Annotated in this window: 16 protein-coding genes; 5 read left to right on the plus strand and 11 right to left on the minus strand. The window is 64.7% G+C overall.

Annotation, left to right across the window (positions count from 1 at the left end):
• Positions 1 to 49: 49 nt before the first annotated feature.
• Both XH81_RS01095 and XH81_RS01105 read right to left on the minus strand, forming a co-directional pair.
• Positions 50 to 898, minus strand: coding sequence for a right-handed parallel beta-helix repeat-containing protein (locus tag XH81_RS01095; protein WP_095425678.1), 849 nt, complete (start codon positions 896 to 898; stop codon positions 50 to 52).
• Positions 899 to 1,387: 489 nt separating this feature from the next.
• Positions 1,388 to 4,744 carry a M10 family metallopeptidase C-terminal domain-containing protein gene (locus XH81_RS01105; RefSeq protein WP_179879896.1) on the minus strand — a complete coding sequence of 1,119 codons (3,357 nt, stop codon included), beginning with the start codon at positions 4,742 to 4,744 and terminating at the stop codon, positions 1,388 to 1,390.
• Positions 4,745 to 4,942: 198 nt separating this feature from the next.
• Here XH81_RS01105 and XH81_RS01110 point away from each other — a divergent pair, with 198 nt between their 5' ends.
• Entirely contained in the window at positions 4,943 to 5,245 is a 303-nt protein-coding gene (locus tag XH81_RS01110; protein ID WP_097668467.1) for a hypothetical protein, read from the plus strand.
• Between the two features lie 118 nt (positions 5,246 to 5,363).
• Positions 5,364 to 6,557 (plus strand): CaiB/BaiF CoA transferase family protein, encoded by a 1,194-nt coding sequence (locus XH81_RS01115; RefSeq protein WP_179879895.1) that lies wholly within the window; start codon positions 5,364 to 5,366, stop codon positions 6,555 to 6,557.
• Between the two features lie 78 nt (positions 6,558 to 6,635).
• Here XH81_RS01115 and XH81_RS01120 read toward each other — a convergent pair whose 3' ends face one another.
• The 7 genes from XH81_RS01120 to XH81_RS01150 all read right to left on the minus strand — a co-directional run bounded on the left by XH81_RS01120 (position 6,636) and on the right by XH81_RS01150 (position 17,662).
• The gene (locus XH81_RS01120; protein WP_095425682.1) at positions 6,636 to 7,514 is read right to left on the minus strand and encodes an outer membrane protein; all 879 of its coding nucleotides are present in this window, start codon (positions 7,512 to 7,514) and stop codon (positions 6,636 to 6,638) included.
• Between the two features lie 154 nt (positions 7,515 to 7,668).
• Positions 7,669 to 9,192, minus strand: a complete 1,524-nt coding sequence (locus XH81_RS01125; RefSeq protein ID WP_095425683.1) for a tripartite tricarboxylate transporter permease — start codon at positions 9,190 to 9,192, stop codon at positions 7,669 to 7,671.
• A gap of 11 nt (positions 9,193 to 9,203) precedes the next feature.
• Entirely contained in the window at positions 9,204 to 9,746 is a 543-nt protein-coding gene (locus tag XH81_RS01130; RefSeq protein ID WP_097668465.1) for a tripartite tricarboxylate transporter TctB family protein, read from the minus strand.
• Positions 9,747 to 9,944: 198 nt separating this feature from the next.
• Positions 9,945 to 10,919 carry a Bug family tripartite tricarboxylate transporter substrate binding protein gene (locus XH81_RS01135; protein ID WP_271595642.1) on the minus strand — a complete coding sequence of 325 codons (975 nt, stop codon included), beginning with the start codon at positions 10,917 to 10,919 and terminating at the stop codon, positions 9,945 to 9,947.
• Positions 10,920 to 11,126: 207 nt separating this feature from the next.
• Complete coding sequence (locus XH81_RS01140) at positions 11,127 to 15,032, minus strand: beta strand repeat-containing protein (protein ID WP_271595643.1); 3,906 nt, start codon at positions 15,030 to 15,032, stop codon at positions 11,127 to 11,129.
• Positions 15,033 to 15,617: 585 nt separating this feature from the next.
• Positions 15,618 to 16,415: an enoyl-CoA hydratase/isomerase family protein gene (locus tag XH81_RS01145; protein WP_028142550.1), complete on the minus strand. Its 798-nt coding sequence runs from the start codon at positions 16,413 to 16,415 to the stop codon at positions 15,618 to 15,620.
• 47 nt (positions 16,416 to 16,462) lie between these two features.
• A complete protein-coding gene (locus XH81_RS01150) occupies positions 16,463 to 17,662 on the minus strand; it encodes a pyridoxal-phosphate-dependent aminotransferase family protein (protein WP_028142551.1) in 1,200 nt (399 codons plus the stop codon).
• Positions 17,663 to 17,868: 206 nt separating this feature from the next.
• On the opposite strand from XH81_RS01150, the gene XH81_RS01155 reads away from it, so the two are divergent.
• Both XH81_RS01155 and XH81_RS01160 read left to right on the plus strand, forming a co-directional pair.
• Entirely contained in the window at positions 17,869 to 20,877 is a 3,009-nt protein-coding gene (locus tag XH81_RS01155; protein WP_049824214.1) for an FAD-binding and (Fe-S)-binding domain-containing protein, read from the plus strand.
• Positions 20,870 to 21,298 carry a GlcG/HbpS family heme-binding protein gene (locus XH81_RS01160; protein ID WP_018319272.1) on the plus strand — a complete coding sequence of 143 codons (429 nt, stop codon included), beginning with the start codon at positions 20,870 to 20,872 and terminating at the stop codon, positions 21,296 to 21,298. The genes XH81_RS01155 and XH81_RS01160 overlap by 8 nt, the downstream gene beginning before the upstream one ends.
• Before the next feature lie 981 nt (positions 21,299 to 22,279).
• Here the strand turns inward: XH81_RS01160 and XH81_RS01165 are convergent.
• On the minus strand, positions 22,280 to 23,062 hold the full coding sequence (locus XH81_RS01165) for an enoyl-CoA hydratase/isomerase family protein (RefSeq protein ID WP_028142553.1): 783 nt from the start codon (positions 23,060 to 23,062) through the stop codon (positions 22,280 to 22,282).
• A gap of 168 nt (positions 23,063 to 23,230) precedes the next feature.
• Here XH81_RS01165 and XH81_RS01170 point away from each other — a divergent pair, with 168 nt between their 5' ends.
• The gene (locus XH81_RS01170) at positions 23,231 to 24,622 is read left to right on the plus strand and encodes a caspase family protein (RefSeq protein ID WP_173019829.1); all 1,392 of its coding nucleotides are present in this window, start codon (positions 23,231 to 23,233) and stop codon (positions 24,620 to 24,622) included.
• Here the strand turns inward: XH81_RS01170 and XH81_RS01175 are convergent.
• The gene (locus XH81_RS01175; RefSeq protein ID WP_028142555.1) at positions 24,619 to 26,709 is read right to left on the minus strand and encodes a molybdopterin oxidoreductase family protein; all 2,091 of its coding nucleotides are present in this window, start codon (positions 26,707 to 26,709) and stop codon (positions 24,619 to 24,621) included. The two genes, XH81_RS01170 and XH81_RS01175, sit on opposite strands and share 4 nt — an antisense overlap.
• Positions 26,710 to 26,896 lie beyond the last annotated feature (187 nt).

A 26,896-nucleotide genomic window follows, 5' to 3' on the forward strand; every position in this document is an offset into this window, starting at 1 on the left:
TGAACTGAAGATTTCACGTTGCCAGAAGAAATTCACGAGCAGTTGCGGACTAGTGGTACCCGCCAGCAGTAGCCGGCGTCGTGTCCGGCGCGTTGCCGTTGATCTGGTTATCCAGATAGGACAGCACATTGCCGGAGGTCGCCGCCCCCAGATTGTTGACGATCACCGAGCGGCCGATTCGCACTCCCGCACCACCGGTAAGGGCGACGCCCGTACCCAGATTCTCCGAGATGTTGGTGTTGTTGATCTGGACGTTGGCCGATCCCTGCACGCTCACGCCGACGAAGTTCTTGTGGATGGCCGTGTTGTTGATCAGGCTCCGCGAACTGCCGCCGTTCGTATTGATGCTGATCCCGGCGCCGTCGGCGGCGGTGCCGTTGTGCGAGATCACGCTGTCGCGGATCATCAGCATCGAATTGAAGTTCAACGGGTTGACGAAGACGCCGACGCCGCCCGCGCTGTTGAAGTTCCTGATGAAGCAATGCTCGATGACCACCGAGGCCGCCTGGAGGATGTTGACGCCCTTGATGCCGGTTCCGAATCCGTCGATGTCCAGGCCGCGCAGCACGACGTGATCGGTCGCGGCCGCGTTGATGATGACGCCGGAGCTACCCGCTGCGAGGATGCCGCCGACAACCCCTTCGCAATAGATCGAGATCGCCTTGGTGATGGTCACGACGCCGAACCCGCCGGAGTCGAGACAATTGATCTCGCCGCCCGCAGCCGTCTTCGAGATCGCCCCTGGAAAGGTCTTGCACGGGGCGGTGCGGCTGCAGGGGTTGGCGTCATCGCCTACGCCGGACACCCACGTTCTGGTGGCCTGGGCATGAGCCGGTTGCGACGCAATCACCGGCACGAACAATCCTGCAATCAGAGCCAAGAGTGCAATTCGACGCATTTCTCTTTCTCCCGATATTGAGCTGGAATCCCAGCTTGTTGGCCATGCACAAGTCTTCGCCGCAGCAGCCCGCGCGTCGCGCGGCCCTACGGCATCATTGTCGATATTTCGCTGAAACTTCCCCCGCCGCTTTCGGCGCTCGCAGTACGGCCTTCGTGTTCAAATGATTGGATACGCAACGCTGTTGGGAAAAACGGAAGCAGGCTTCTTGCCACTTCGCATCACGCAACTGTTGCGCGACGGACGGCGAGCTTTCTAGTGGTCGTGCCGGAACAGGCAAGGTTCAATTTGACGTGTACATTTTATGGGGAATCTTACGCCATGAATGCGCTTACGGCGTCGCCAACCACGTCCGGGGTAGCCGCTGGTGACGGTCAGCCCAGAAGCGATCGTGAACACGCGGTGCATCTCACACGAATAACGATGCGATCCGCCTGCCCTGACAGGATGGATCGCCCGCGCTGCGTCGATTCGACGCGAAGCGTGCCGTCAGCTCAGCAGGAAGCCATGTTCGTGCAGGTTGTGAAAAAACTCGGTCAGAATGTCGATCACAGCCGCGTCGTGGCTTCCCGCCGGTTGAGTCCACTGCTCTGCAGTCTGCGTACTGGCCGGCGCGGGCATGGCGTCCGGCAGCTCGGACGGGACGGCCGATGAGATTCCGCTCTCAGTGAAATTGAACGCAAAACCATCACCTGAGGTGCCGAGCCCCGCAGTCGCGGGCGGCGCTGCGCCGACGGCGCCGTCGCCATTGAGGTCCTGGTGAAGCGTCGGCTCCAGCGCCTTCAGCGAAGGATCATTCCCCAGCACCTCGGGCGCCGCCGCGAGCGTGGTGAGGAAGTTGCCGGTGCTGTCCGTGCTCCACACGGAGTAATGGGCGTTTGCCGAGTTCTTCCAGACCACGTCATAACCGCCGCCCGACACCTGCTCGGCGGCAGTGACCGACCAGGTGCCGAAATTCGCCGCGATCACCGTAGCCCCGGCGTATTTCAGGACGGGGCCGGTGCCGGTCGAGATGTCGGCCAAATAATAGTTGCCACCTGACAGGATCGTTTTGATCGATCCGAGCGCCTCGACCGTGACGCCGCCGAGGATGGGGACCCCGGTCGTGCCGTCGCCGTTGAGATCCTGATGGAGGGTCGGCTCCAGTGCCTGCAGGGACGCATCGGTCCCCAGCACTTCGGGGGCGGCGGCAAGGGTCGTCTGGAAGTTGCCGGTGCTGTCGGTGCTCCAGACGGAATAATGCGCGTTCGCCGAATTCTTCCAGACGACGTCATAACCGCCTCCCGACACCTGCTCGGCGGCAATGACCGACCACGTGCCGAAATTCGCCGCGATCACCGTTGCCCCGGCATATTTCAGAGTGGGACCGGTGCCGGATGAGATGTCGGTCAAATAATAGTTGCCACCTGACAGGACCGTCTTGGTCGATCCGAGCGCCTCGACCGTGACGCCGCTGACGACGGGGACGCCGGTCGTGCCGTCGCCGTTGAGATCCTGATGGAGTGTCGGCTCCAGTGCCTGCAGGGACGCATCGGTCCCCAGCACTTCCGGGGCCGCGGCGAGGGTCGTCAGGAAGTTGCCGCTGCTGTCCGTGCTCCAGACGGAATAATGCGCATTCGCCGAATTCTTCCAGACGACGTCATAACCACCGCCCGCCACCTGCTCGGCGGCAATGACCGACCACGTGCCGAAATTCGCTGCGATCACCGTAGCCCCGGCGTATTTCAGGACGGGGCCGGTGCCAGATGAGATGTCGGTCAAATAATAGTTGCCACCTGACAGGACCGTCTTGGTCGATCCGAACGCCTCGACCGTGACGCCGCTGGCGACGGGGACGACGGGGACCCCGGTCGTGCCGTCGCCGTTGAGGTCCTGATGGAGCGTCGGCTCCAGTGCCTGCAGGGACGCATCGGTCCCCAGCACTTCGGGAGCGGCGGCAAGCGTCGTCTGGAAGTTGCCGGTGCTGTCGGTGCTCCAGACGGAATAGTGGGCATTGGCCGAATTCTTCCAGACGACGTCATAACCGCCGCCCGCCACCTGCTCGGCGGCAATGACCGACCACGTGCCGAAATTGGCTGCGATCACCGTAGCCCCGGCATATTTCAGGGTGGGGCCGGTGCCGGTCGAGATGTCGGCCAGGTAATAGTTGCCACCCGACAGGACCGTTTTGGTCGATCCGAACGCCTCGACCGTGACGCCGCTGACCACGACGACGCCGGGGACCCCGGTCGTGCCGTCGCCGTTGAGATCCTGTTGCAGCGTCGGCTCAAGCGCCTGAAGCGACGCGTCGGTCCCCAACACTTCCGGGGCTGCGGCGAGGGTCGTCAGGAAGTTGCCGGTGCTGTCCGTGCTCCAGACGGAATAGTGCGCGTTCGCCGAATTCTTCCAGACCACATCGTAGCCGCCGCCCGACACTTGCTCGGCGGCAATGACCGACCACGTGCCGTAATCGGCCACGTTGACCACGGCGCCCCCGAACTTCAGGACAGGCCCGGCGCCGGTGGAGATGTTGTTCAAGTAATAATTGCCATTCGTCAGAACCACGCTGGTCGATCCGAACGCCTCGACCGCGGTCGGCACGAGAGTGGAACTGGCGACCGCGACGCCCCCGAACTGGAAATACTCGACGCCGGTGACGGTGTCGGTGCCGTCGGGTGAGCCACTGCGCAAGTCGGCCAGAGTGAAGGTCTGTGTCGCTGCGTTGTACGAGACCGTGTAGTTGGCCCGGCTGCCCGAATACACCGCGGTGTCGGTGCCCGAGCCGCCGATGATGGTGTCGTTGCCCGCCCCGCCGGTGATCGTGTCGTTGCCGCCGCCGCCGTTCAGCGTGTTGGCGATGGCGTTGCCGACGATGGCGTCGTTGCCGGATCCACCGATGGCGTTGTCGATGTAGGAGCGTGCGTCGCCGCCATAGAGATAGGCGTTGTAGACGTTGCCCGATGCGTAATGGCCGTTGCCCAGATACGCCAGCTGCACGGAGGAGAACACCGACGAGGCGCCGGGATTGAGATTGATGCTCAGGCTCGTCGTGTAGTTCGACAGGTCGTAGGTATCGACGCCGCCGCCGTCCCAGACCGTCTCGTAGATGCGGTTGGCCGAGCCGCCGATGCCGCCGCCCGGCGCGAGCTGCCCGACACCGTTGATGAACTCCTGCCCCGTGGTCGGATTCCAGGTGTAGACGGTGCTGCCGCTCTGGGTCGTGTAGTCCGCGCCGTACATCGTCTGCAGCGCGAGGATATCGTTGGCCATATAGGTCTGCGAATATCCGTACGCTTCATTGGTGTAGCCGGACGTGGTCGAACCGCCGACATAGCTGCGATAGCTCATGACGGTGTATTCGCTGTCGTCATGCGCGCTCGGCACCGCGACGTTGGCCGGGCCGCCGGCCTCCTGGCTGTGCTTGAGGCCGAAGGCATGGCCGAGCTCGTGCAGCGCGGTGGTGAAGTAATAATTGCCGAGCTTGGCCAGCGAGAAATTGTATTGGGTGCCGAACCAGATGTCGCCGCCGGACGCGTAATTGCCGGGATAGTAGGCGTAGGCGGTCGGATTGGCCGCCGGCGATTGCGCGATCATGATGTCGGCGCCGTTCGTGCCCGCATACTGGACGTCGGCGTTGGTGTAACTGAGGATCAGCCCGATCGCGTAGTTGATGGCCGCCTGGATCTGGGTGGGCGCCGAGGCAAAGCCCGAAGTGGTCGGCTCGCTGCTGCCGCCGTAATAAGGATTGGGGTAGTCGCTGGATGCGTCAGGGAAACTGTAGGTGATCGTGCCGGTCCATTTGTAGCCGGACAGCAGGCCGTCGATCTCGGCGTTGTTGGTGGCACTGACATTAACAGCGGTAGCCAATGGACTCTCCAGAGCAACGCGTCGCGTGCGATTCGGAACGAAAGCACATGATTCTAGCGTGAGAGTTAAACGTTTGGTTTAAATTGGGCAGCTCCGCCTGCCCCTCTTCCATAAGACTGTGTTAGCCATCAGATCCCGTAGTCATACGGGGCGCAACAACAGCCTCGGTTCCTGCGGCACCATAATTTGCAGGGTTTCATGAAACGACGTTCAATCATGGCCGGTCTGTTTGGCGCCTTGATGGCGCTCGCGGGACAGGGTCATCAACCCTTCGGAGGACTGCCTGTCGTGGTGGACAAAGCCAAGGCGGACGACAGCGGCAAGGCGGCGCGTGCGCCCTCCATGCCGATGGCCCGCGATCCCGCCGTTGCGGTGGCAGAGGAATACGAAGCCGCCCGCCGCAAGGGAACGCGGGAGGCGCTCGAGTTCTTCATTGCGCGCCACGGCGATGATCCCCTGGCCGAGCAGGCACGCACGGAGTTGAAGCGCCTGTCGCGCTGATCGCTCGGGCACCGCATCAGGCATGGCATTTCGGTAGGCGGCATCGGCGCCGGGCCGGCTTGTCGCATGGTCGTTCGGCACTATGGTAGGCCCGCAATCTGTCCCGGAGCCTCTCAAAATGCCCTTTCCGCATGCCTCGGAAGCCCTGTCGCGCTTTACCGTGCTCGATCTGACCCGCGTCCGCTCCGGGCCTACCTGCGTGCGGCAGCTGGCGGACTGGGGTGCCAATGTCGTCAAGATCGACGCGCTGACCGAGGACGCCGGCGGCGAGCAGCCGGGCGGCCCCCGCCGGGGTTCCGACTTCCAGAATTTGCACCGCAACAAGAGGGCCATGACGCTGAACCTGAAGGACGAGCGCGGGCTCGCATTGTTCAAGCGCCTCGCCGCCAAGGCCGACGTCGTGGTCGAGAATTTCCGGCCCGACGTGAAGAAGAAGCTCGGCATCGACTATGAGAGCCTTGCCGCAATCAACCCGCGCATCGTCTATGGCAGCATCTCCGGCTTCGGCCAGGACGGCCCCTATCACAAGCGGCCCGGCTTCGATCAGATCGCGCAAGGCATGGGCGGGCTGATGTCGATCACCGGGGCGCCGGGCGAAGGCCCGATGCGGGTCGGCATTCCCGTTGCCGACCTGACGGCCGGGCTGTTCTGCGCCATGGGCATCCTCACCGCGCTGCTCGAGCGCGAGGTCTCGGGCAAGGGCCAGTGGGTGCAGACCTCGCTGCTCCAGGCCCAGATCTTCATGCTCGACTTCCAGGCCGCGCGCTGGCTGATGGAGAAGGAGGTCGCCAGGCAGGCCGGCAACAACCACCCGACCAGCATTCCGACCGGCGTGTTCAAGACCTCGGACGGCTACATCAACATCGCCACCACGGGCGGGCGGATCTGGGAGCGCTGCGCCCAGGCGATCGGCGCACCGGAACTCTATGCCCATCCGGACTATGCGACGGCCCCTGCCCGCTCCAAGAATCGCGACGCGCTCAACGCCGAGATCGAGAAGCGCACCGTGACGAAGTCGACCGAGACCTGGGTCAGCGAGCTCAACGAGGCCGGTGTGCCCTGCGGACCGATCTACGCGATCGACCAGATGTTCGAGGACGCCCAGGTCAAGCATCTCGGCATCGCCCAGGACGTGCCGAACGACGAGGACCGCCACATCCGCCTGGTCGGCCAGCCCGTGACGCTGTCGCGTACGCCGAGCAGGATGGTGGCGCGGCCGCCGGAATTCGGCGAGCAGACCGACGAGGTCCTGAAGGAATTCGGCCTCAGCGCGGACGAGATCAGCAAGCTCAGGGACGCCAAGGTGGTGTGAGTCCCTCGCCTGACGTCGCCAAACGACAAAGCCCGGCGCAAGCCGGGCTTTGCTTCTTGTTGGACGCCTCTGTTGATCTTAGTACCTGGCGACGACCGGGCTGTCGAACTGGTAGTTGATGCCGGCGCGCAGGATGTGGTCGGTGAAGTGCGACGAGACATTGGCGCTGATCGGCAATGCCGGCGACAGCGTGAACGGACCGGACGAGAAGCGCCCGAGATCCATGTAGAGATATTCGAGCTTGGCACTCCAGTTCCGGGTGATCTTGCCTTCGACGCCCACGCCGGCAGTCCAGCCCACGCGCGTCGTGGAGGTCGAGCCGACCGACGAGATCGGGCCGAAGGGCGCGACGGTGCTGAAGCTCGACATCGTGCCCGTGGTCTTGATCTCACCGAAGGCCAGACCGCCGGTGCCGTAGAACAGCACCTTCGGGGTCGCCAGGATACCGACGCGACCACGAACCGTGCCGAACCACTGGAGCTTCTGGTCGACCGACAGAGTCGTGCCGGCCAGACCGCCGGGCGGAAGGAACGTAAAGGTCGGAAGACAGGGACCGGCGCCCGGCGCGATCGGGGCACCCACGCAGCTATAGCCGGCGCCACCCTTCTCTCCCGACCATTGCAGATCGCCTTCGACGCCGAACACCCAATTGTCCCGCTGCCAGTTGTAGCCGGCCTGGCCACCCGCGATGCCGCCGTTCATGTCGAACGCCGCGCTGGTGATGGAGCCGGCCGGAGGCGCGATCGGCGTGCCGGTCGGAGTGTTGAAATAGGAGACGTCGGTGCGCGAACGGCCCCAGCTGTAGCCGCCATTGGCGCCGACGTACCAGCCGGTCCAGCTCCAGACCGGATCGACGATAGGCGCCTTCACATAGGGCCTTGCTGCGATATCGGCAGCCAGCGCGCCCGTCGCGAACAGCGACATCGCCGCTGCCATTCCCATCACGATCCGCTTCATGGAGAACCCCCTCCGCACGATTTTGTGATCGAAACATACGTCACCGCCTGCCCAAAGGCTGTGCCATGCCGGCAACATCCAGAAACAATCGCAGCGTGTGGCGCTCCGGACCACAACGACATGCCCTCCCTTTATGTAATTGAATCCAAATGATTTATGCTTGTCGCGATGTCGCCCTGGTCCGCTGCGTCCATCCGACGCGGGAAAGCACGCCGTCGATCACCGGCCAGAACAGCAGGACGATCGCCAGCGTCGTGATCGAGCCGACCAGGCCGTTCGACCAGAACACCTTGAGGTCGCCGCCGGAGCCGATCATCGACAGACGAAAGGCGTCCTCGGCGCGATTGCCGAGCACGAGCGCGAGGGTGAACGGCGCCAGCGGAATGCCGATCTTCTTGAAGACGTAGCCGACGATGCCGAAGCCGAGCATCAGCCAGATGTCGAACATCGCATTCTGGATCGCGTAGGCGCCGATCGCGCAGGACACCACAATCATCGGCGCCACCGCGGCAAACGGCACACGCAGGATCGAGGCGAAGATCGGCACCGTCGTCAGCACCAGCACGAGGCCGACGACATTGCCGAGATACATCGATGCGATCAGGCCCCAGACGAAGTCCTTGTGCTCGACGAACAGCAGCGGCCCCGGATTGAGCCCCCACACCATCAGGCCGCCGAGCAGGATCGCCGCGGTCCCCGAGCCGGGAATGCCGAGCGCCAGCATCGGCAGCAGCGCCGAGGTGCCTGACGCATGCGCCGCCGTCTCAGGCGCGAACACGCCCTCGATGCGGCCCTTGCCGAAACTTTCGGGATCCTTGGCGAAGCGCTTGGCGAGGTTATAGCCCATGAAGGAGGCCGCGATCGCGCCGCCCGGTGTGATGCCGAGCCAGCAGCCGATGAAGGAGGAGCGCAGCAGCGTCGCCCAGTATTTCGGCAGGTCCTTCCAGACGCCGAGCACGACGCGGAGCGAAATGCTCGCCGCATGTCCCCGCAGCGCCAGCCGCTCCTCCATCGTCAGCAGGATCTCGCTGATACCGAACAGGCCGATCACGGCCACCAGGAAGTTGATGCCGCGGAGCAGCTCCGGCGAGCCGAAGGTCATGCGGAGATTGCCCGACACGGTATCCATGCCGATGCCGGCGAGCAGCAGCCCCAGCGACATCGAGATGACCGTCTTGTGCTTGGCCTCGCGCCCCAATCCGACGAACGAGCAGAATGTCAGCAGATAAACCGCGAAAAACTCGGGCGGCCCGAACTTCAGCGCAAAGGACGAGATCATCGGCGCGAGGAACGTGATCAGCAGCACCGCGACCAGCGAGCCGATGAAGGAGGAGGTGAACGCCGCGGTCAGCGCCTCCGCGGCCCTGCCCTGCTGCGCCATCGGATAGCCGTCGAAAGTGGTCGCGACCGACCAGGCTTCGCCGGGGATGTTGAACAGGATCGAGGTGATCGCGCCGCCGAACAGCGCGCCCCAATAGATGCAGGACAGCATCACGATCGCCGAGGTCGGATCCATCGTGAAGGTGAGCGGCAGCAGGATCGCGACGCCGTTCGGGCCGCCGAGGCCCGGCAGCACGCCGACGAAGATCCCGAGCACCAGCCCGACCATCATCAGGACGAGCGTCTTCCACGTCAGCAGGACGGCAAAGCCGTGAAGCAGGAGACCGAAAGCTTCCATCGCGGGACCGCCTAGCGGCCGAAGGCCGCTTCGAGCGGCCCTTTCGGCATGATGACGTCGAAGGCGACATCGAATGTGACGAACATGATCGCCGTGAACACAACAGCGGTGAGCAGCGACTTCCACAGCGCGATCTTGCCGACGAAGCGCATGAAGCCCGAGATCAGCAGGAAGCTCGCGACATAGAGGCCGAGGAACTGCATCACGAGGCAGAACAGCAGCGTCGGCACGAACACCGCCATGACGCGGCGGGCCTGCGCGCGCGTGACGAAGGTTCCGGACGCCGCACGCCGCGCCAGCAGCGCCACGATCAGGCCGTAGAGGCTGCCGCCGCCGAGGATGACCGAGAGATAGAACGGAAAATAACCGGGTTCGGGCCCGGTCGAATCCCAGGACGCGCCGGTGCGCCAATTGTCGTAGCCGAGCGTGACGGCCAGCGCGAGCAGCAGCAGGCAGACGACGATCTCGACCGTGCCGGACGAGACGACGGAAGGCGAGTCGTCTTCAGGCGCGGTCGGATCGTCGACGACGATTTCGAGATCGGTTTGGGACATGGGCTAACAACAAATACTGTGGCCAATCCCCTCTCCCCGCTTGCGGGGAGAGGGTCAGGGTGAGGGGGAGTCTCCACGGGGACGGTGAAAGCTGGACTCGCGCAGAGTCCCCCTCACCCGGATCGCACTGGACGATGCTTCGCATCGCCAGGTGCAATCCGACCTCTCCCCGCAAGCGGGGCGAGGTGAAGAAGACGACTACTTCGCGACGAATCCGGCTTCGGTCATCAGCGACTTGTTGATGGCATCATCCTCCTCGAGGAACTGCACCATGTCCTTGCCGGTGAGGAAGATCGGCTTCAGCGCCTGCTTCTCCATGTAGTCCTTGTACTCGGCGGTCTGCGTCACCTTGTGGAACAGATCGACGTAGAACGCCTGCTGCTCAGCCGTCACCTTGCCGGGCAGGAACATCGCGCGCAGCATCAGATATTGCACGTCGACCCCCTCCTCCTTGCAGGTGGGGATGTCAGCCCAGGACTGCGTGTCCGTCACCTTGCTGGTGTAGGAGATGCGCTCCTTGTCGAACACGCAGAGCGGGCGCACCTGGCCGGCGCGCCAGACTTCGAGGTTTTCGCTAGGGTTGTTGACGTTGGCTTCGGTGTGGTTGCCGACCAGCTGGGTCGCGGCCTCGCCGCCGGACTTGTAGGGCAGATAGGAGAATTTTGCGCCGGTCTTCTGCTCGAGGAAGACGGTCAGCACGTGATCCTCGCGCTTGGAGCCGGTGCCGCCCATTTTGAACGGCGCGCTCGCCGCCTTCGCGGCCGCGACGAATTCCTTCACCGTCTTGGGGCCCGCGCTGTTGTCCCAGAGCACGAACTGGTCGAGCGCGACCACCGAAACCGGGGTCAGTTCACGCCAGTTGAAGGGGATCTTGGCCGACAGCGGCAGCATGTAGATCAGCGAATAGGCGATCAGCACCTTGTTCGGATCGCCCTCGCTGGACTTCATGTACATCAGCGCTTCCGCACCCGAGGCGCCGCCCTTGAGCGAGACCACGATCGGCTGCTTCATCAGATTGTTCCTCTGGATCGCGGCCTGCATCATCCGCGCCATCTGGTCGGAGGCGCCGCCCGCGCCCGCCGCCACCACGATCTCGACGGGCTTTGCCGGCTCCCAGCCGGCAACAGCCGGCGTGCCGCAAAGCGCGACTGTCAGCGCAATCGCGGCCTTCATTCCATGTCCCACGGGCGTCTTCCCTATGTTCTTGTTCGGATTGGAAATTCAGAGATGAATTCAACGACCATTGTGCTGGCGAATCCGGCCAAGTTCAAGCCGTCCGACGTCATCCCCGTTATGACTTTGGAATGAGATGACGCAACGCAAAAAAGCGGGCTCCTTGCGGAGCCCGCGCCTTGGGGCTTCAAACCCGGATGCAGTAGCCTACACGACCAATATGTCGTGCTGATTGAGCAGCACGCCGTTCTGGACGCTGACAACGGCGACCGCCGCGCCCTGGGTGCCATCAGCGCTGTAATAGAGCGTCTGGTTGCCGGTGTCGAAATGGAATTGGGAGAAACCCGAGAACACATCGTCGCCGGAGGTCTCGAACGTCACGTCCATCCCTGCCGTCAGCCCGCCACCGAAGCTGCTCGCGGAGACGGCGATGCGGTCGTGCTCGGTGGTGTTGTTGAAGTCGCCGATCGTGCTCGGGCCGGATGGTTGGAGGAAGGCGAAGGTATCGTTGCCGCCGCCGCCGGTCATCGCATGGCCGCTGGCCGTGGCGATCAGGACGTCGTTGCCGCCGCCCCCGCTCATGGTCTCGCTCCCGTTGGCCGCGATCAGGATGTCGTCGCCGCCGGTGCCGGTCAGCGCGCTCGCGCCCGCCGTGTTGTTGATGATCGTTGCCGTGGTCGCATTGGACGAGGTCGTTCCGTCGGAGGTGGTGTAGCTGAACGAGCCGCCAAGCGTCCCGTCGTCGGTGAAGAAGGCATCTCCGAACGCGACAGCACCACCACCGGAGCTCGTCGTGATACCGCCAAGCGAAAGATGGTCGATGGTGTCGGGATCGGTGTCGTTCAAGGCCAGGGCCCAGCCGGGGATCTGGACCGTCGCATTGGCGCCGACATCGGTGATCACGGTCTCGCTGGCCGCCGTCGGCGCATCATTGGTGCCGTTGATGGTGACGGTGACATCCTGCGTGGTCGAGCCGCCATTGTTGTCGGCGATCGTCACCAGATAGTCCTGGGTCAGCGTCTGCCCCTGCGCCAGGAACTGGATGTCGGCATTGTCGACCGTGAAGTGCCAGGCGAGCGAACCGGCGCCGCCGGCCTCGCTGATCGGATCGAGCGAGAACGTGCCGACATAACCGCTGCCGTTCGGCACGAAGCTCGCGCTGTGCGTATCCCCCGTCTCGGCGTCGGAGAACGACAGCGAGCCCGCCGTGGATTCGGTGGCCGGCCCCGTCGCCGGGCTGACGCTGACGGAATCGAGGATCATGCCGGTGTCATTGTCCTCATAGGAAAACTGCAGCAGCGTGGATGACAGCACGCCGTCGCCGAGCACATCGAAGGAATAATGGTTGACGCCGGCCGGCACGTTGCCGAGCGACAGGATCGTGGCGCCGTCCCACGATACCGTGAACGGCGCACTGACGCTCTCGGGATCGCCGATGACGTCGAAGCTGACGAAATAGTGCTGGCCGGGCGTGGTCGCGACGTTCTGCGACAGCGTTTCCGGATTGCTCGTCGGCAACAGCTCGACCGAGTAATGGCCGAAGCTGCCGCCGAGCTCGAGCTGCGCGACGTGGATGTGGCCGCCGCCACTCACCGTCCAATTGGCCAGATTGCCGGTCTCGAAATCGCCGTTGAGGATCACCGGCGGGCCGGCGTCCTCGGTGACCGCTCCGCTGAGATTGGCCGCGGTAACTAGCGGGTTGTCGTTGGCGCCGGCGATATCGAAGGTGATCGTGGTCGAGGCCTGGTGGCCCTGGCCGTCGGCGACCGTGAAGGTGAACTGGTCGGTGACGTTGTCGCCGGCGAGCAGCGCGTCGACCGACGCATCCGCGACGTAGCCGTAGGAGCCATCGGCGTTGAGCACCAGCGTTCCATGCGCACCGGCGACCGAATGGCCGACATTGGCGGCGCTGCCGTTGACCTCGGTAATGGTCCGCGGCGTGCTCTGGTCGACCGGCTGGGTGATGTCGAAGATGGCACCGCTTGCGATTCCCGTACCGGCATCCGGGCCCGCCGTATCGGACGCCGCGATCGTCAGCGGCGTCAGGACCAGCGGATCAGCCGCACCGTCGATGGTGACGGTGACGGTCTGGACCGAATTGGTAAAGCCGTCCCAGACATTGACGTCGTATTGCACGGTCAGCGTCTCGCCGACGCTCAGGAAGTCGAGATCGGCGTCGGGAATGCTGAAAGTCCAGTCGATGCTGCCGATTCCCGTGCCCGTGGAATCATGCAGCACCGTTGCGAGCGCCGATTGAAGGTCGACCAGCGTCTGCGCCGCGGCGGCAAAACTGTTGGCCGACCACACCGCCGAATTCAGCACGACGCTGACGGAATGGGCGTCCGACAGATCGACGTCATTGAAGCTCAGCGTTCCCGTCGGCACCGGACTGGTGGTGTCGGGCGATTGCGATCCGGTCACTCCAGGCTGCTCGGACAGCGACGCGGATCCCGGTCCGCTGGTGATCACCGGCGCGTCGTTGGCGCCGGTGATCACGACGGAGACGGTCTGCGTCGAACTGGTCGAGCCGTCCGCGACCTTGATGTTATAGGTCACCGTCAGCGTCTCGTTGAACGCGAGATAGTCGAGATCGTTGTCGGCAATCGCAAAGTTCCAGTCGATGCTGCCGGTGCCGGTGCCCGTGGAATCGTGCAATGTCGTCGTCAGCGCCGCTGCGAGATCCGCCTGCGTCGCGGCGGGCGGCGTCGGCCCCGAGGTCGAGTCCAGCGTGACCGTCACCGTGTGCGTATTGCTGGTGTCCTGGTCGGTGAAGGCGAGCGTGCCCGCCGGGATCGTCGGCGTCGTGTCCAGGACCGGGGAGCCCGTCGTGGCGTCCTGTTCGGCAACGGTGGAGGATTCCGGACCGCTCGTGATCACCACGGGCTGGTTGACCCCGAGGACGGTGATGGTGACGTCCTGGGTCGTGGAGCCGCCGTGACCGTCGTCGACCGTGACGTGATAGACAAGCTTGAGCGTCTCGCCGCCGTTGAGGAAATTGGCGGAGGAATTGGGAAACGCGAAATTCCAGTCGACCTCGCCGATCAGATGGCCGGTCGAATCCTGAAGTGCGGTGCCGAATGCGGCCAGCAGCTGCGCATTGGTCAGCGGGATCGCTCCGCCGCCCGAACGGGTTGCGGTGACCGTCGTCGAGACCGTGTGCGCGTCGGCAAGATCGATGTCGGTGAAGAGCAGGCTGTCATGGGCGGCGAGATTGCCGCCGGGGTCGACATTCTGATTCTCGACGAGCGCGGCCGATTCCGGGCACGACAGGAAAAATGGCTTGTCGTTGGTGCCGACCACCGTCACGGTGACGGTCTGCGTCGATATCCCGCCGGCATGGTCGTCGAGCTGCACCGTGTAGGTGATGTCGAGATGCTGGCCCGCCGCGAGATAGTCGAAGGCGAGATCGGGCGCGGAGAAGGTGGTGTTGATGGTGCCGGTCGAGGAGCCCGACGCCTTGACGACGTTGTCGACGTGATAGAACGACATCAGCTCGGCGTTGCCGAACGGGCCCGGCAACAGGCCCGCGGTGGCGCCGGAGGCGGAGACGCCGATCACCGTCGCGGTGTGCCCGGTGTTGGCGAGGTCGTCATCGGTGAAGTTGAGCGCGACGTGAACCGTGTCGGGCGAGAGCGACAGCGTCTGGTTGGTCTGCTCGGTGACTGTCGCCGCCGTGGTCATGTTGATCACCGGCTTGTCGTCGGTGCCGGTGATGGTGATCTTGACGGTCTGGATCGCGAAGCCGCCGTGGTTGTCGAGGATCTTGACGTCATAGGTCAGGACCAGCGTCTGGTTCTTGGCCAGGAAGTCGAAATCCTGGTCCTGGTCGCTGAAACTCCATTTGAGCTGCCCCGTGCCGTTTGAATCGCTCAGGATCTGCGACTGCATCGCGGTCTGGAAATGCGCAAGCGAGGCCGCCGGAACGATCGTTCCGCCCGAGACCACCGCGGAATGCAGCGTCGCCGACGTCGTATGGGTGTCGGTCCTGTCGCTGTCCCTGAAGCTCATCGTCCCGGACAGAGTGTGCAGCGTGGTTGAATCGTTGAGGTTGGCAAATTCGGTGAAGCTGCCCGTCGCGGATGACGAGGTGAAAACCGGCGTGTGGTTGGTCATGGAAAATTCCCTGCCTGGTTGCCATGGAGGCGCCGCCGCACGAGGGCGCGGCGACGTGACTGATCGGTCCGAGAAATCAGACGAGACTCAACGGTCTTGCATCAAAGCGTTGGCTTAGGGTCTTGATCTAGGAGCTTGATTCAGGAGCTTGGGCTTGTTCGCGAGGCCGTCCCGGGATGGTCGGCAGCAATGAAATTGGCGCGGCTCGCGTCGTGGAAATTACGTCGCTATGTCTTCAGTTCAATTTCAGTTCAATGACGTCCGGTTGCAGGACGGTCGGTCAGAACGCTTCGCAAAATTCACGTCAATCGATTCAATCGGACTTAAAATCACTTGCTGGCCGCCTGTCGGCTCGAGGAATACGAGAGGGCATCATGCAACCTCTGCGATCTTATGCCCGAGCTCGTCGCGTCGTCAACGTGGACGCGTAACCGCAGGCGCGTGCAATTGCGGTTCCGGAGGGCGGAACCGCTTGAAAGATTTGTGACATTGCAATTGCGCGGGGCCGCTGACCATTGAGGGGTCAGCAATCGCTTCCACCGGTCGCGCCGCACCCGGCATGGCGCAGCCGGCCAAGGACGCGGGCTACCTGCCCTTCCAGTTCGGCGTACGCTTGTTGAGGAAGGCATCCATGCCTTCGCGGAAATCTTCGCTCATATAGGCTTTCAGGATCAGGTCCTCGCCCTCTTCGCGCGACAGCGTGCGGCGGATGCGGCGTACCGCTTCCTTGGTCGCTTCCAGCGTGAGCGGCGCATGGCTGGCGACCAGCTTTGCAGTCTCGTCGGCGCGGCGCTGCAGCGTCTCGACGTCAGGCACGACCTCGTTGAGCAGGCCAAGCGCGAGGGCCTCCGGCGCCTCGACGAGGCGCGCCCTAAAGATCAGATCCTTGGTGCGGGCAGGTCCGACCAGCGCCACGACGCGGCTGATGTTGGACATCGACAGGCAGTTGCCGAGCGTGCGCGCGATCGGAAAGCCCATCCGCGTCGTCTCGGTGCCGATGCGCAGGTCGCAGCAGGCCGCGATGCCGGCGCCGCCGCCGGTGCAGGCGCCGGCGATCGCCGCGATCACGGGCACGCGGCACTGCTCGAGCGTGCCGAGCACGCGGTCGATGCGGGCCTCGTAGTCGAGTGCGTCCTGCGCGGTCTTGAACGCACGGAACTGGGAAATGTCGGTGCCGGAGGCGAAGGCCTTGTCGCCGGCGCCAGTCAGGATCAGCGCCTTGATCGAGCGGTCAGCGTTGATCTCCTGGCAGATCTCCGCCATGCGATCATACATGGCGAAGGTCATTGCGTTGCGCGCCTGCGGGCGGTTGAAGGTGATCCGCGCGATGCCGTCCGTGACGGAGTAGAGCAGGTCTTCGTTCGTCGTCGTCGGTGCGTTCATCGCGCGCTCTCTTCTTTTGGTTAGGTCGGTTCAGGCCAGTTGAGCCTTTAAGCCACCTGGGCCTTGGACATCGGCACCGCGTCGCGTCCCTTCAGGACGTCCATGGCCGCCAACACGCCGCCGCTCCGGTGCGGGATCTTTGCCAGATCCAGGCCCATCTCGACGCCGGCGAGCGTGCCCATCAGCATCAGATCGTTGAAATGGCCGATATGGCCGATGCGGAACACCTTGCCCTTGACCTTGTTCAGGCCGGTGCCGAGCGACATGTCGAAGTTCTCCAGCACCACCTTGCGGAAGGCGTCGGCGTCGTGGCCATCAGGCACGCGCACGCCGGTCAGCGCCGGCGAGTGTGCAGCCGGGTCGGCGCACTGCGTCTCCAGGCCCCAGACCTTGATCGCGGCGCGCGTCGCCGCGCTGTGGCGCTTGTGGCGGCTCCAGACGTTCTCCAGCCCCTCCTCTTCCAGCATCTTGACCGCTTCGCGCAGGCCGTAGAGCAGGTTGGTGGCGGGCGTGTAGGGGAAGGTACCGAGCTTGTTGAAGTTGATGACTTCCTGCCAGTCCCAATAGGAGCGCATACCGGGGTTGGCCTTCGCAACGGCGAGCGCCTTCTCCGAGACGGCGTTGAAGCCGAGGCCGGGCGGCAGCATCAGGCCCTTCTGCGAGCCCGCGACCGAAACGTCGATACCCCAGGCGTCGTGCTCATATTCCATCGAGCCGAGGCCGGAGATGGTGTCGACCATCAGCAGCGCCGGATGCTTGACGCGGTCGAGCAGCTTGCGCACCTCCAGCGGCGGCGTCACGCAGCCGGTCGAGGTCTCGTTGTGCACGACGCAGACGGCCTTGATCGCGTGCTGCTTGTCGGCGACAAGGCGCTTCTCGATCTCGGCGAGGTCGGCGCCGTGGCGCCAGTCGCTCGGGATGAAGTCGACGTCGAACTTGAACTTGTCGGCGATGCCGCGCCACAGCACGGCGAACTGGCCGGTCTCGCACATCAGGAGCTTGTCGCCGGGCGCGAACACGTTGACCATCGCCGCTTCCCAGGCGCCGGTGCCGGACGAGGGGAAGATGATCACGGGCTGCTTGGTGCGGAACACCCGCTGCATCGAGGCGAGAACCGCAAAACCGAGCTCGGCGAACTCCGGACCGCGATGGTCCAGGGTCGGCATGTCCATCGCCCGCAGCACCCGGTCGGGCACGTTGGTCGGTCCTGGAATCTGTAAGAAATGCCTTCCAGTGTGCACGGTCATCGGCGTCCTTCCCGGTCTTTGAAGCTTGTCTCGGCTTTGGCGTCGGTCGGCCCGAATTCAGGGCTCCCGCGAGCCGCTCGCATATCACTATTCGCCGGGCTTGTCCCTCGCCCGGCGAGGTCCGTCAATGCACAAGAAGCAGGGCTCGCTTGCCAAGGGCCGTGACGGGAGGCAAGACGGTGCCGGCGAACAGGCGAAAGCGGATCATGGCGGCGGAAGTGGCTGGAAAATCACCGGAATCGGCCCAAACGGACGGCCTGGCGGCACGCCTGGCCCGGGAAATCACCGGCGATGTCCTGTTCGACCGCTTCAGCCGTGGCCGCTACGCCACCGACGCCTCGTTCTACCAGATCGTGCCGGCCGGCGTGGTCGTGCCCAAGACCATGGACGAGGCCCTGCTGGCCCTGGCGATCGCCCGCGATGAGGGGCGCAAGGTGACCCCGCGCGGCGGCGGCACCTCGCAATGCGGCCAGACCGTCAATGACGGGATCGTGGTCGATCTGTCGAAACACCTGAACCGCATCCTCTCGCTCGACGTCGAAGGCCGCACCTGCGTGGTCGAGCCCGGCATCGTCCTCGACGATCTCAACCGGCAGCTCAGAAAGCACGGTCTCTGGTTCCCGGTGGACGTCTCCACGGCCTCGCGCGCCACCATCGGCGGCATGGCCGGCAACAATTCCTGCGGCGGGCGCTCACTCCGCTACGGCACGATGCGCGACAACACGCTGTCGATGGAGGCCGCGCTTGCCGACGGCACGCTCGGCCGTTACGGCGAGGTCTCGCGCGATCTCTCCGATCTCGACGCGAGCGACAGCGCGCGCGCCCTGTTCCGCGACATGCTCGATCTCGGCACGCGCGAGGCCGACGAGATCGCCGCGCGCTTTCCAAAAGTGCAGCGCCGCGTCGGCGGCTACAATCTCGATGCGCTGGTGCCGCGCAATGCGCGCAACAACATGGCGCACCTCCTGGTCGGCTCCGAGGGCACACTGGCCTTCACTACCAAGGTCGAGCTGAAGCTGTGGCCCGTGATCCGCAACAAGGCGCTGGGCGTTTGTCATTTCGGGAGCTTCTACGAGGCGATGGATGCGGCCCAGCATCTCGTCAAGCTGAAGCCGATCGCGGTCGAGCTGGTCGACCGCACCATGCTCGCGCTCGGCCGCGACATCGCGATGTTCCGCCCCATCATCTCCGCCGCGATCAAGGGCGATCCGGACGCCGTGCTGGTCGTCGAATTCGCCGAAGAAGACCAGGCGGACAACCTCGTGCGCCTGAAGCAGCTCGGTGAGCTCATGGGCGATCTCGGCTTCGGCTGGACCAACGACAAACGCAAATGGGGCGGCGTGGTCGAGATCACCGAACCCGCGCTGCAGAGCGGCATCGCCGATTTCCGCGCCGCCGGCCTCAACGTCATGATGTCGATGAAGCAGGAGGGCAAGCCGGTCTCCTTCGTCGAGGATTGCGCCGTGCCGCTGCCGCACCTCGCCGACTACACCGCACGGCTGAAGGAGGTGTTCGCCAAGCACGGCACCAGCGGCACGATGTATGCGCACGCCTCCGAGGGCTGCCTGCATGTGCGCCCGGTGTTGAATTTGAAGCTGGAGAAGGACGTCAAGGCGATGCGCGCCATCGCAGAGGAGGCCTTCGCGCTGGTGCGCGAGTACAAGGGCTCGCATTCCGGCGAGCATGGCGACGGCCTGGTGCGCTCCGAATTCCACGAGACGATGTTCGGCGAGCGTCTCGTCGCCGACTTCCGCGAGGTCAAGCAGCGCTTCGATCCCGATGGCGTGCTCAATCCCGGCAAGATTGTCGATGCGCCCAGAATGGACGACCGCTCGCTGTTCCGCTTCAAGCCCGACTATCGGGTCGGCGAGCTGAAGACCAAGCTCGACTGGTCGGCTTATCCCGGCGCCGGCGGCGGCTTCCAGGGCGCGGTCGAGATGTGCAACAACAACGGCGCCTGCCGCAAGCTCGAGGGCGGCGTGATGTGCCCGTCCTACCGCGCCACGCGCAACGAGAAGGACGTCACCCGCGGCCGCGCCAACACCCTGCGCCTTGCGATTTCAGGCCAGCTCGGCCCGGATGCGTTGTCCTCCGACGAGATGATGGAAACGCTGAAACTCTGCGTCTCCTGCAAGGCCTGCCGCCACGAATGCCCGACCGGCGTCGACATGGCCAAGATGAAGATCGAGGTGCTGGCCGCGCGCGCCGCCTCGCACGGCCTGACATTGCGCGACCGCCTGGTGGGTTATCTGCCGCGCTATGCCGGCCTCGCCGCGCGCTTCGCGCCGCTGGCCAATTTACGCAACCGCAGCCCGCTGCTCCGAAAGCTGTTCGAACGCTTTGCCGGCATCAGCGCACGCCGCGCCCTGCCCGCCTTCCGCAGCGACGTGTTTGCGCCGGCGGCTGACGTGGTCGGGCCCGTTGATGGCCGCGAGGTCGTGCTGTTCGCCGACACCTTCAATCGCATCTATGAGCGCGAGAACCTCGATGCCGCGCTGCGCGTGCTCGCGGCCGGCGGTTATCGCGTTCACTTGCCGAAGCCCACCAGCGGCAGCCGTCCGCTCTGCTGCGGCCGCACCTTCCTGTCCGCAGGCCTCGTCGATGAAGCTAGGGTCGAGCTCGATCGTCTCGTGGCCGCGTTTGCGCCCTTTGCGGCGCGCGGCGTACCGATCGTCGGCCTCGAGCCGAGCTGCCTGTTGACGCTGCGCGACGAGCTCGCCTCGCTGCGCAAGGACAACGACGCCAAGGCGGTCGGCGCGCACGCGCTGACCTTCGAGGAATTTCTGGTGCGCGAGGCCGAGGCCGGCCGGCTGCAACTGCCGCTCGGCACCATCGCTCACAAGGCCGTCGTGCACGGCCATTGCCATCAAAAATCCTTCGGCGCCTTCAAGCCGGTCGAGCAGGTGCTGCGGCTCGTCCCGGGCCTTGCGGTCGAGACCATCGAATCGAGCTGCTGCGGCATGGCCGGCGCGTTCGGCTATGGCGCGGACACCTATGATGCCTCGATCGAGATGGCCGAGCTGTCGCTGCTGCCCGCCGTGCGGCGCGCAGACCCGACGACTCTCGTCGTCGCCGACGGCACCTCCTGCCGCCACCAGATCCATGACGGCACCCGGCGCGAGGCGCTTCACGTCGCGCGCGTGCTGGCGATGAGCCTCGATCGTACTGAGACCAATTCCACCTCAACTGCTGCAAAGGAAACCAGCCATGGCTGACCTCACGCTCGACACCGCCCGCAAGATCCTCGATGCCGCCTTCGCGAAGGCCGGCGAACTCAAGCTGAAGCCGCTGGTCGTCACCATCCTCGACGCGCGCGGCGTGCTCAAGCTCGCCGCGGCGCAGGACGGCACCAGCCTGATGCGCGGCGAGATCGCGCATGGCAAGGCCTATGGCGCGCTCGCCATGGGCATGGGCTCGCGGGCGCTGTTCCAGCGCGCCCAGGAGCAGGCCTTTTTCATCGATGCCGTGAACACCATCGCCAAGGGCGCGCTGGTGCCGGTCCCCGGCGGCGTCCTGATCATGGATGGCGCGACGCTGCTCGGCGCCGTCGGCGTCTCCGGCGACACCTCCGACAATGACGAGGCCTGCGCGGTGGCGGGCATCCAGGCGGCCGGGCTGAAGCCCAACGCGGGGTAAGGTCTCGTAGGGTGGGTTAGCCCTGTGGGCGCGCAAAGCGCGGCCGCAGGGCGTAACCCACCTCTTCCGCTTCTGCGGGACAGACAGTGGTGGATTACGCTGACGCTAATCCACCCTACGACACCTGCAAGCCCTTGCGCCACCCGACGGGCGAAACACCCATCGCTCGGTCAACCGTCACATCCCAAAATATTCGCCTTTACAGAATTTCTGATTTATCGCATTGTCGCCCCATCCTGATCCCGTGACAAGGGGCGGTCGTACGTCGTCACGAACCGCGGATCGGGCTGCGGTGGACGCTGGGCAGCGCCGTCGCGGATGTGAGACGCAGGGCGGGGCGATGGATTGAGCCGAACCCTTTGAGCGTCCCGCAAGCCGCGTTGTACGAACGGCGCTCGATGCCTGCCAGGCCCTTGGGCGAAGACGCCCTGGGGCAGAGCGGGAAGCCTGCGTACGGCAAAACCGTGTGGTCCTGGCCGTCGTTGCTACGGTCAAGCCCCGCGAATGCGGCGTCGCTTCGACCGAGGCGCGTCCGTGACTTTCGCGGAAGTGACGGAGGCAAGACAGAACTCGTCTCCGGGGAGAGCACGCATAAGCCGTCAAACCACTGCGCAGGGAAGGCCGGACGTTGGGCTGCCCTGTATTTCTCCTGTGCCTTGCGTGTGCATCATTCTTGCACGGGAGTCTTGCGGGTGCCAGCCGGCGCCCGGCCTTCCCTGCGCCCTTTCCTCGGACAGGGCGTGAAGCGAAAGCAAACCCCGGGCGAAACGCGCCGCGGGAAGGCGAAGGCGTGTCTGCTGTTCGAGATGTGAAGTTGGTTGAGCACACCCTCGTGCCCCGGACGCAGGGCAGCGCCCCTTCGGCGGTGCGCTGCAGAGCCGGGGCCCATCTCGCCGCCTACTTTGCCGCCTCCTGGGTCCCGGCTCTGCGCCGCAACGCCAAGAGCGTTGCAGCGCGTCCGGGACACGAGAGCGAGCCCCCTCACCTTCCCGTCCAAACCGGCTTCCGCTTCTCGCTGAACGCCTTCAACCCTTCCTTGGCGTCCTCGGTCATCGCGAGCAGCGCGATCTGGCTTTCAGTGTAGGCGATGCTCTCGTCGAACGACATCGAGGCGATGGCGCGCATGGCGTATTTGCCGCGGCGGATCGCGGTCGGGGATTTGTCGACGATGCGGCCGATCAGCCAGTCGACCTTGGCATCGAGCTCGGCGGTGGGCACGACGTAGTTGAGCAGACCCGCGGCTTGCGCCGTCTTGGCATCGAACGGCTCGCCGGTGAGCGCCCATTCGTTGACGAGGCGCGGCGGCGCAATGTTCTGCAACAGGCTCAGCACCTGCATCGGGAACACGCCGACCTTCACCTCCGGCAGGCCGAAGACGACGTGATCGGCCGCGACCGCCATGTCGGTCATGCAGAGCAGGCCCATGCCGCCGGCCATGCAGACGCCGCCGACCCGCGCAATCGCCGGTTTGGTGGCGTTCTGTGACAAACGTAACAGATCGGCATAGTCGACATTTGGTTTGGAATGATCCATCGCGAAAGCCGCGCCGGAATTCTGCAGATCGGCGCCCGCGCAGAACGCCTTGTCGCCCGCGCCCGTCAGCACGATGACGCGGACGTCCTTGTCGTCGTGCGCGTCGCGATAGCCTTTGGTGATGCCGGCGATGACCTCGCCGTTCAGCGCGTTACGTTTCTCCGGCCGGCTGATGGTGATCCAGAACGCCTGCCCGCGCTTCTCTGTGATGATTGCTGTGGTGTCGGTCATGCTACGCTCGCTTCCTTGCCATCCGTTTTGCAGCCATTTGCGGCAGGACGGGCGGCGCGCGCAAGGGCAATCTGCAACGCCGTGTCACCATAGCGTGTGGGCGCAAATTCGCTTGGCGATTGAATTGCGGGTGACGGCCGCTATCCTGACTGGAGATTTTGATCACCGATGAGCCATTTCATGCGCGCCGCGATGATTTTGTTGCTGACAGGCTTGCTCGCGCTGGGCGCAGGCCGCGCAAGCCACGCGGCTGATGCCGCGAAGCTGGCGCTGGTGATCGGCAACGCGAGATATCCCGACAACGAGTTCGTGCTGAACGAGGTCGCCAACGACACCCAGGACGTCACTGAAGAATTGAAGCGCGACGGCTTCGTCGTCGACAGGCAGAACAATCTCACGGCCGACGCCATGCGGCAGGTGCTGGATCGGTTCTATGCCCGGATCGAACGCGGCGCGGTGGCGCTGATCTTCTTCGACGGTTTTGCCATCCAGTCCAACCGGCAGACCTATTTGCTTCCGGTCGACGCGCAGATCTGGACCGAGCCGGATGTGGCACGCGACGGCTTCAGCCTTGATACTATCCTCGCCGAGATGAACACGCGCGGCGCTGCGATCAAGATCGCGCTGATCGACGCCTCGCGCCGCAACCCGTTCGAACGGCGCTTCCGCCGCTATTCGGCGGGCCTTGCGCCGGCGATCGCGCCGAGCAATTCGCTCGTGCTCTACTCCGCCGCGCTCGGTGCGGTCGCGGCCAGCGGCAAGACCGAGCATGGCCTGTTCGTCGCCGAGTTGCTGCGCGAGATGCGCGCGCCGAACATCAGCGCCGAGCAGGCCCTGACCAACACCAAGAACGGCGTCGTCGCCGCCACCAAGCGCGAGCAGGTGCCGTGGCTGTCGTCCTCGCTGACCACGGAATTCTCGTTCGCGGGTTCAGTGACGCGGCCGCCCGACACCAAGGCCGGCGACCCGACCAAGCCGGAGCCTCAGAAACCCGAGCCGCAGAAACCGGTCTGCGAGGCGCCGCAGGCAGAGCCGCCCCCGAGCGCGGACGATCTCGCCAGGGATCCCGTCATCGCCGATCTCAGCCGCAAGATCGCGGCGAATCCCAATGACGTCGCCTCGCGTTACAAGCGCGGCCAGGTCTACGCGATCAAGCGCGCCTACGCGCTCGCCATGCAGGATTTCGACGTCGTGATCCGCAGGAATCCCGGGGATGGCGAGGCGCTCAACAATCGCTGCTGGACGCGCGCCGCGACCGGCGATCTGCAGGGCGCGCTCGCCGACTGCAATCTGGCGCTCCAGGTCGATCCTGGATTGAGCGATGCACTCGACAGCCGCGGGCTCGTCAACCTCAAGCTCGGCCGGACCGCTGAGGCTATCAAGGACTACACCGACGCGATCCAGCGCAACCCGCGCTCGTCGTCGTCGCTGTTCGGCCGCGGCATCGCCACCCGCAGGAACGGCGGTGACGGCGCCACCGATATCGCGCAGGCAAAGTCCATGAACCCGAACATTGCGAAGGAGTTCGCAGGATACGGCGTCACGGAATGCACTCCTTAGACGGGAGCGGCTTTCCTGATCCAGACCTTGTTGTCGTGGAACGCGGCCCCGCCGATCGGCGCCACGGCCTCGGCGCCGGTCAGCATGTTGATGCCGCGGCCGCCGATATGGTTCTTGTTGGGATGAACGGACTCCGCGATCAACACGCCGCGCCGCACGCCGTCGAACAGCGTCGCCACCAGCGTGGTCTCGCCGCGGGGATTGCCGAGCGTCACCGCATCGCCATCGGCGATGTCGAGCGCGGCGGCATCCAGCGGATGGATCATCACGCTCGCCTTGCCCTCGCGCGCCTGCGAGGACAGCGTCTCGTTGAAGGTGGTGTTGAGGAAGCTGCGCGAAGGGCTGGTGGCCAGCCGGAACGGATGGGCCTGGTCAACTTGCTCGATCACGGCCCAATGGTCCGGCAGCGACGGCATGTTGTCGACATCGCCCATGGTGACGCCGAACGGCGGATGCGCCCAATCGGCCCTGAAGTGGAATTTCCCGTCCGCATGGGCAAAGCCGTCGAGATAATGCGAGGTGCGGAAGTCCGGTTGCAGGTCGCGCCAGAGGTCCGCTTCGAGACCGCCGATGTCGCCGTGGTTGCTGAGCTTCAAGGTCGCGTCGATCAGCTCGCGCGGCGTCATCTCGAAGCCCTGATGTTTTGCGCCGAGCCGCGGCGCCAGCCCTTGCAGGACCTCGTGGTTGGAGCGGCATTCGCCGGGCGGGTCGATCAGCTTCGGTCCGACCGAGATGTGCTGATGGCCGCCGCCGTAATAGAGATCGTCATGCTCCATGAACATGGTCGCCGGCAGCACGATGTCCGCCATCTGCGCCGTCTCGGTCATGAACTGCTCGTGCACCGCGACGAACAGATCCTCGCGCGCAAAGCCCTGCCGGACCAGCGCCTGCTCCGGCGCCACCGTCATCGGATTGGTGTTCTGGATCAGCATCGCCTTGACCGGCCCCTTGCCGCGCAGGGCCTCGGCATCGCCGGTGAGGATGCGGCCGATCTTGGACTGGTCGAGCGCACGGATGCTCGGGTCGATGGCGTCGTGGCCCTCGATGATGGATTCATTGAAATGCCACAGCGCGTAATTGTTGAAGAAGGCGCCGCCGCCCTCATACTGCCAGGCGCCGGTCACCGCGGGAATGCAATTTGCCGCGTGCATCTGCGTGGCACCATTGCGACTGCGCGTAAAGCCGTAGCCAAAGCGGAAGAAGGTGCGCTTGGTCTCGCCAACCGCTTTCGCGAAGGCTTCGATTTCCGCCACCGGAACGCCGCAAATCGCGGACGCCCATTCCGGCGTGCGCGTCTCCAGATGCGCTTCGAGCTCGGCGGGGCAGTCGGTGTATTTGTCCAGATAGGCGCGGTCGGCGTAACCGTCACGGAACAGGACATGCATCACGCCGCAGGCAAAGGCGCCGTCGGTGCCGGGCCGCAGGATGATCTTGATGTCGGCCTGCTTCATGGTCTCGTTGTCGTAGATGTCGACCGCCGCAATTTTCGCGCCGCGCTCCTTGCGCGCACGGGAGGCGTGCGTCATCACGTTGACCTGGGTGTTGACGGGATTGGTGCCCCAGATCACGACGAGGTCGGACAGCGCCATCTCGCGCGGATCGACGCCGGCGATCTTGCCGGTGCCGATCGCGAATCCGATGCGCGCAACATTGGCGCAGATGGTCTGATAAAAGCGCGAATACTTTTTCACATGCGTGAGACGGTTGAGCCCGTCCCGCATCACGAGGCCCATCGTGCCGGCGTAGTAATAGGGCCAGATCGATTCCGCGCCGAACTCGCGTTCGGCTTGATTGAAGCGATGCCCGATCTCGTCCAGCGCCTCGTCCCAGGAGATGCGCGCGAATTGCCCCGAGCCCTTCGGCCCAATGCGGCGCATCGGAAACGTGACCCGCTCGGGGTGATGGATGCGCTCGGCGTAACGGGCGACCTTGGCGCAGACGACGCCGGCCGTGTAGGTCTGCTTTTTCGAACCGCGGACACGGCCGATGCTGCGGCCTTCGATCACCTCGACATCGAGGGCACAGGCCGAGGGGCAATCATGCGGACAGGTCGAATGGCGGATTTCGATTTTGGCGTGCTGGTTCATGGCCCAGTTCGTAACACCAAAATACCAGCCAGCCGAGCGCATTTATCCGGCACGGCCCATGCGATTTGCTCAAGGCGCGCGCGCCGCGGGTTCCTGCTGCAGCCGCGAAGGCGGCGCGGTCACACCGAAAACCGCCCGATATTCCCTGATGCGATCGGCTTTGTGAGGCGTCGACAGTCCGCATTCC

Source organism: Bradyrhizobium sp. CCBAU 25360 (assembly GCF_028128695.1).
Lineage (GTDB): Bacteria > Pseudomonadota > Alphaproteobacteria > Rhizobiales > Xanthobacteraceae > Bradyrhizobium > Bradyrhizobium ottawaense.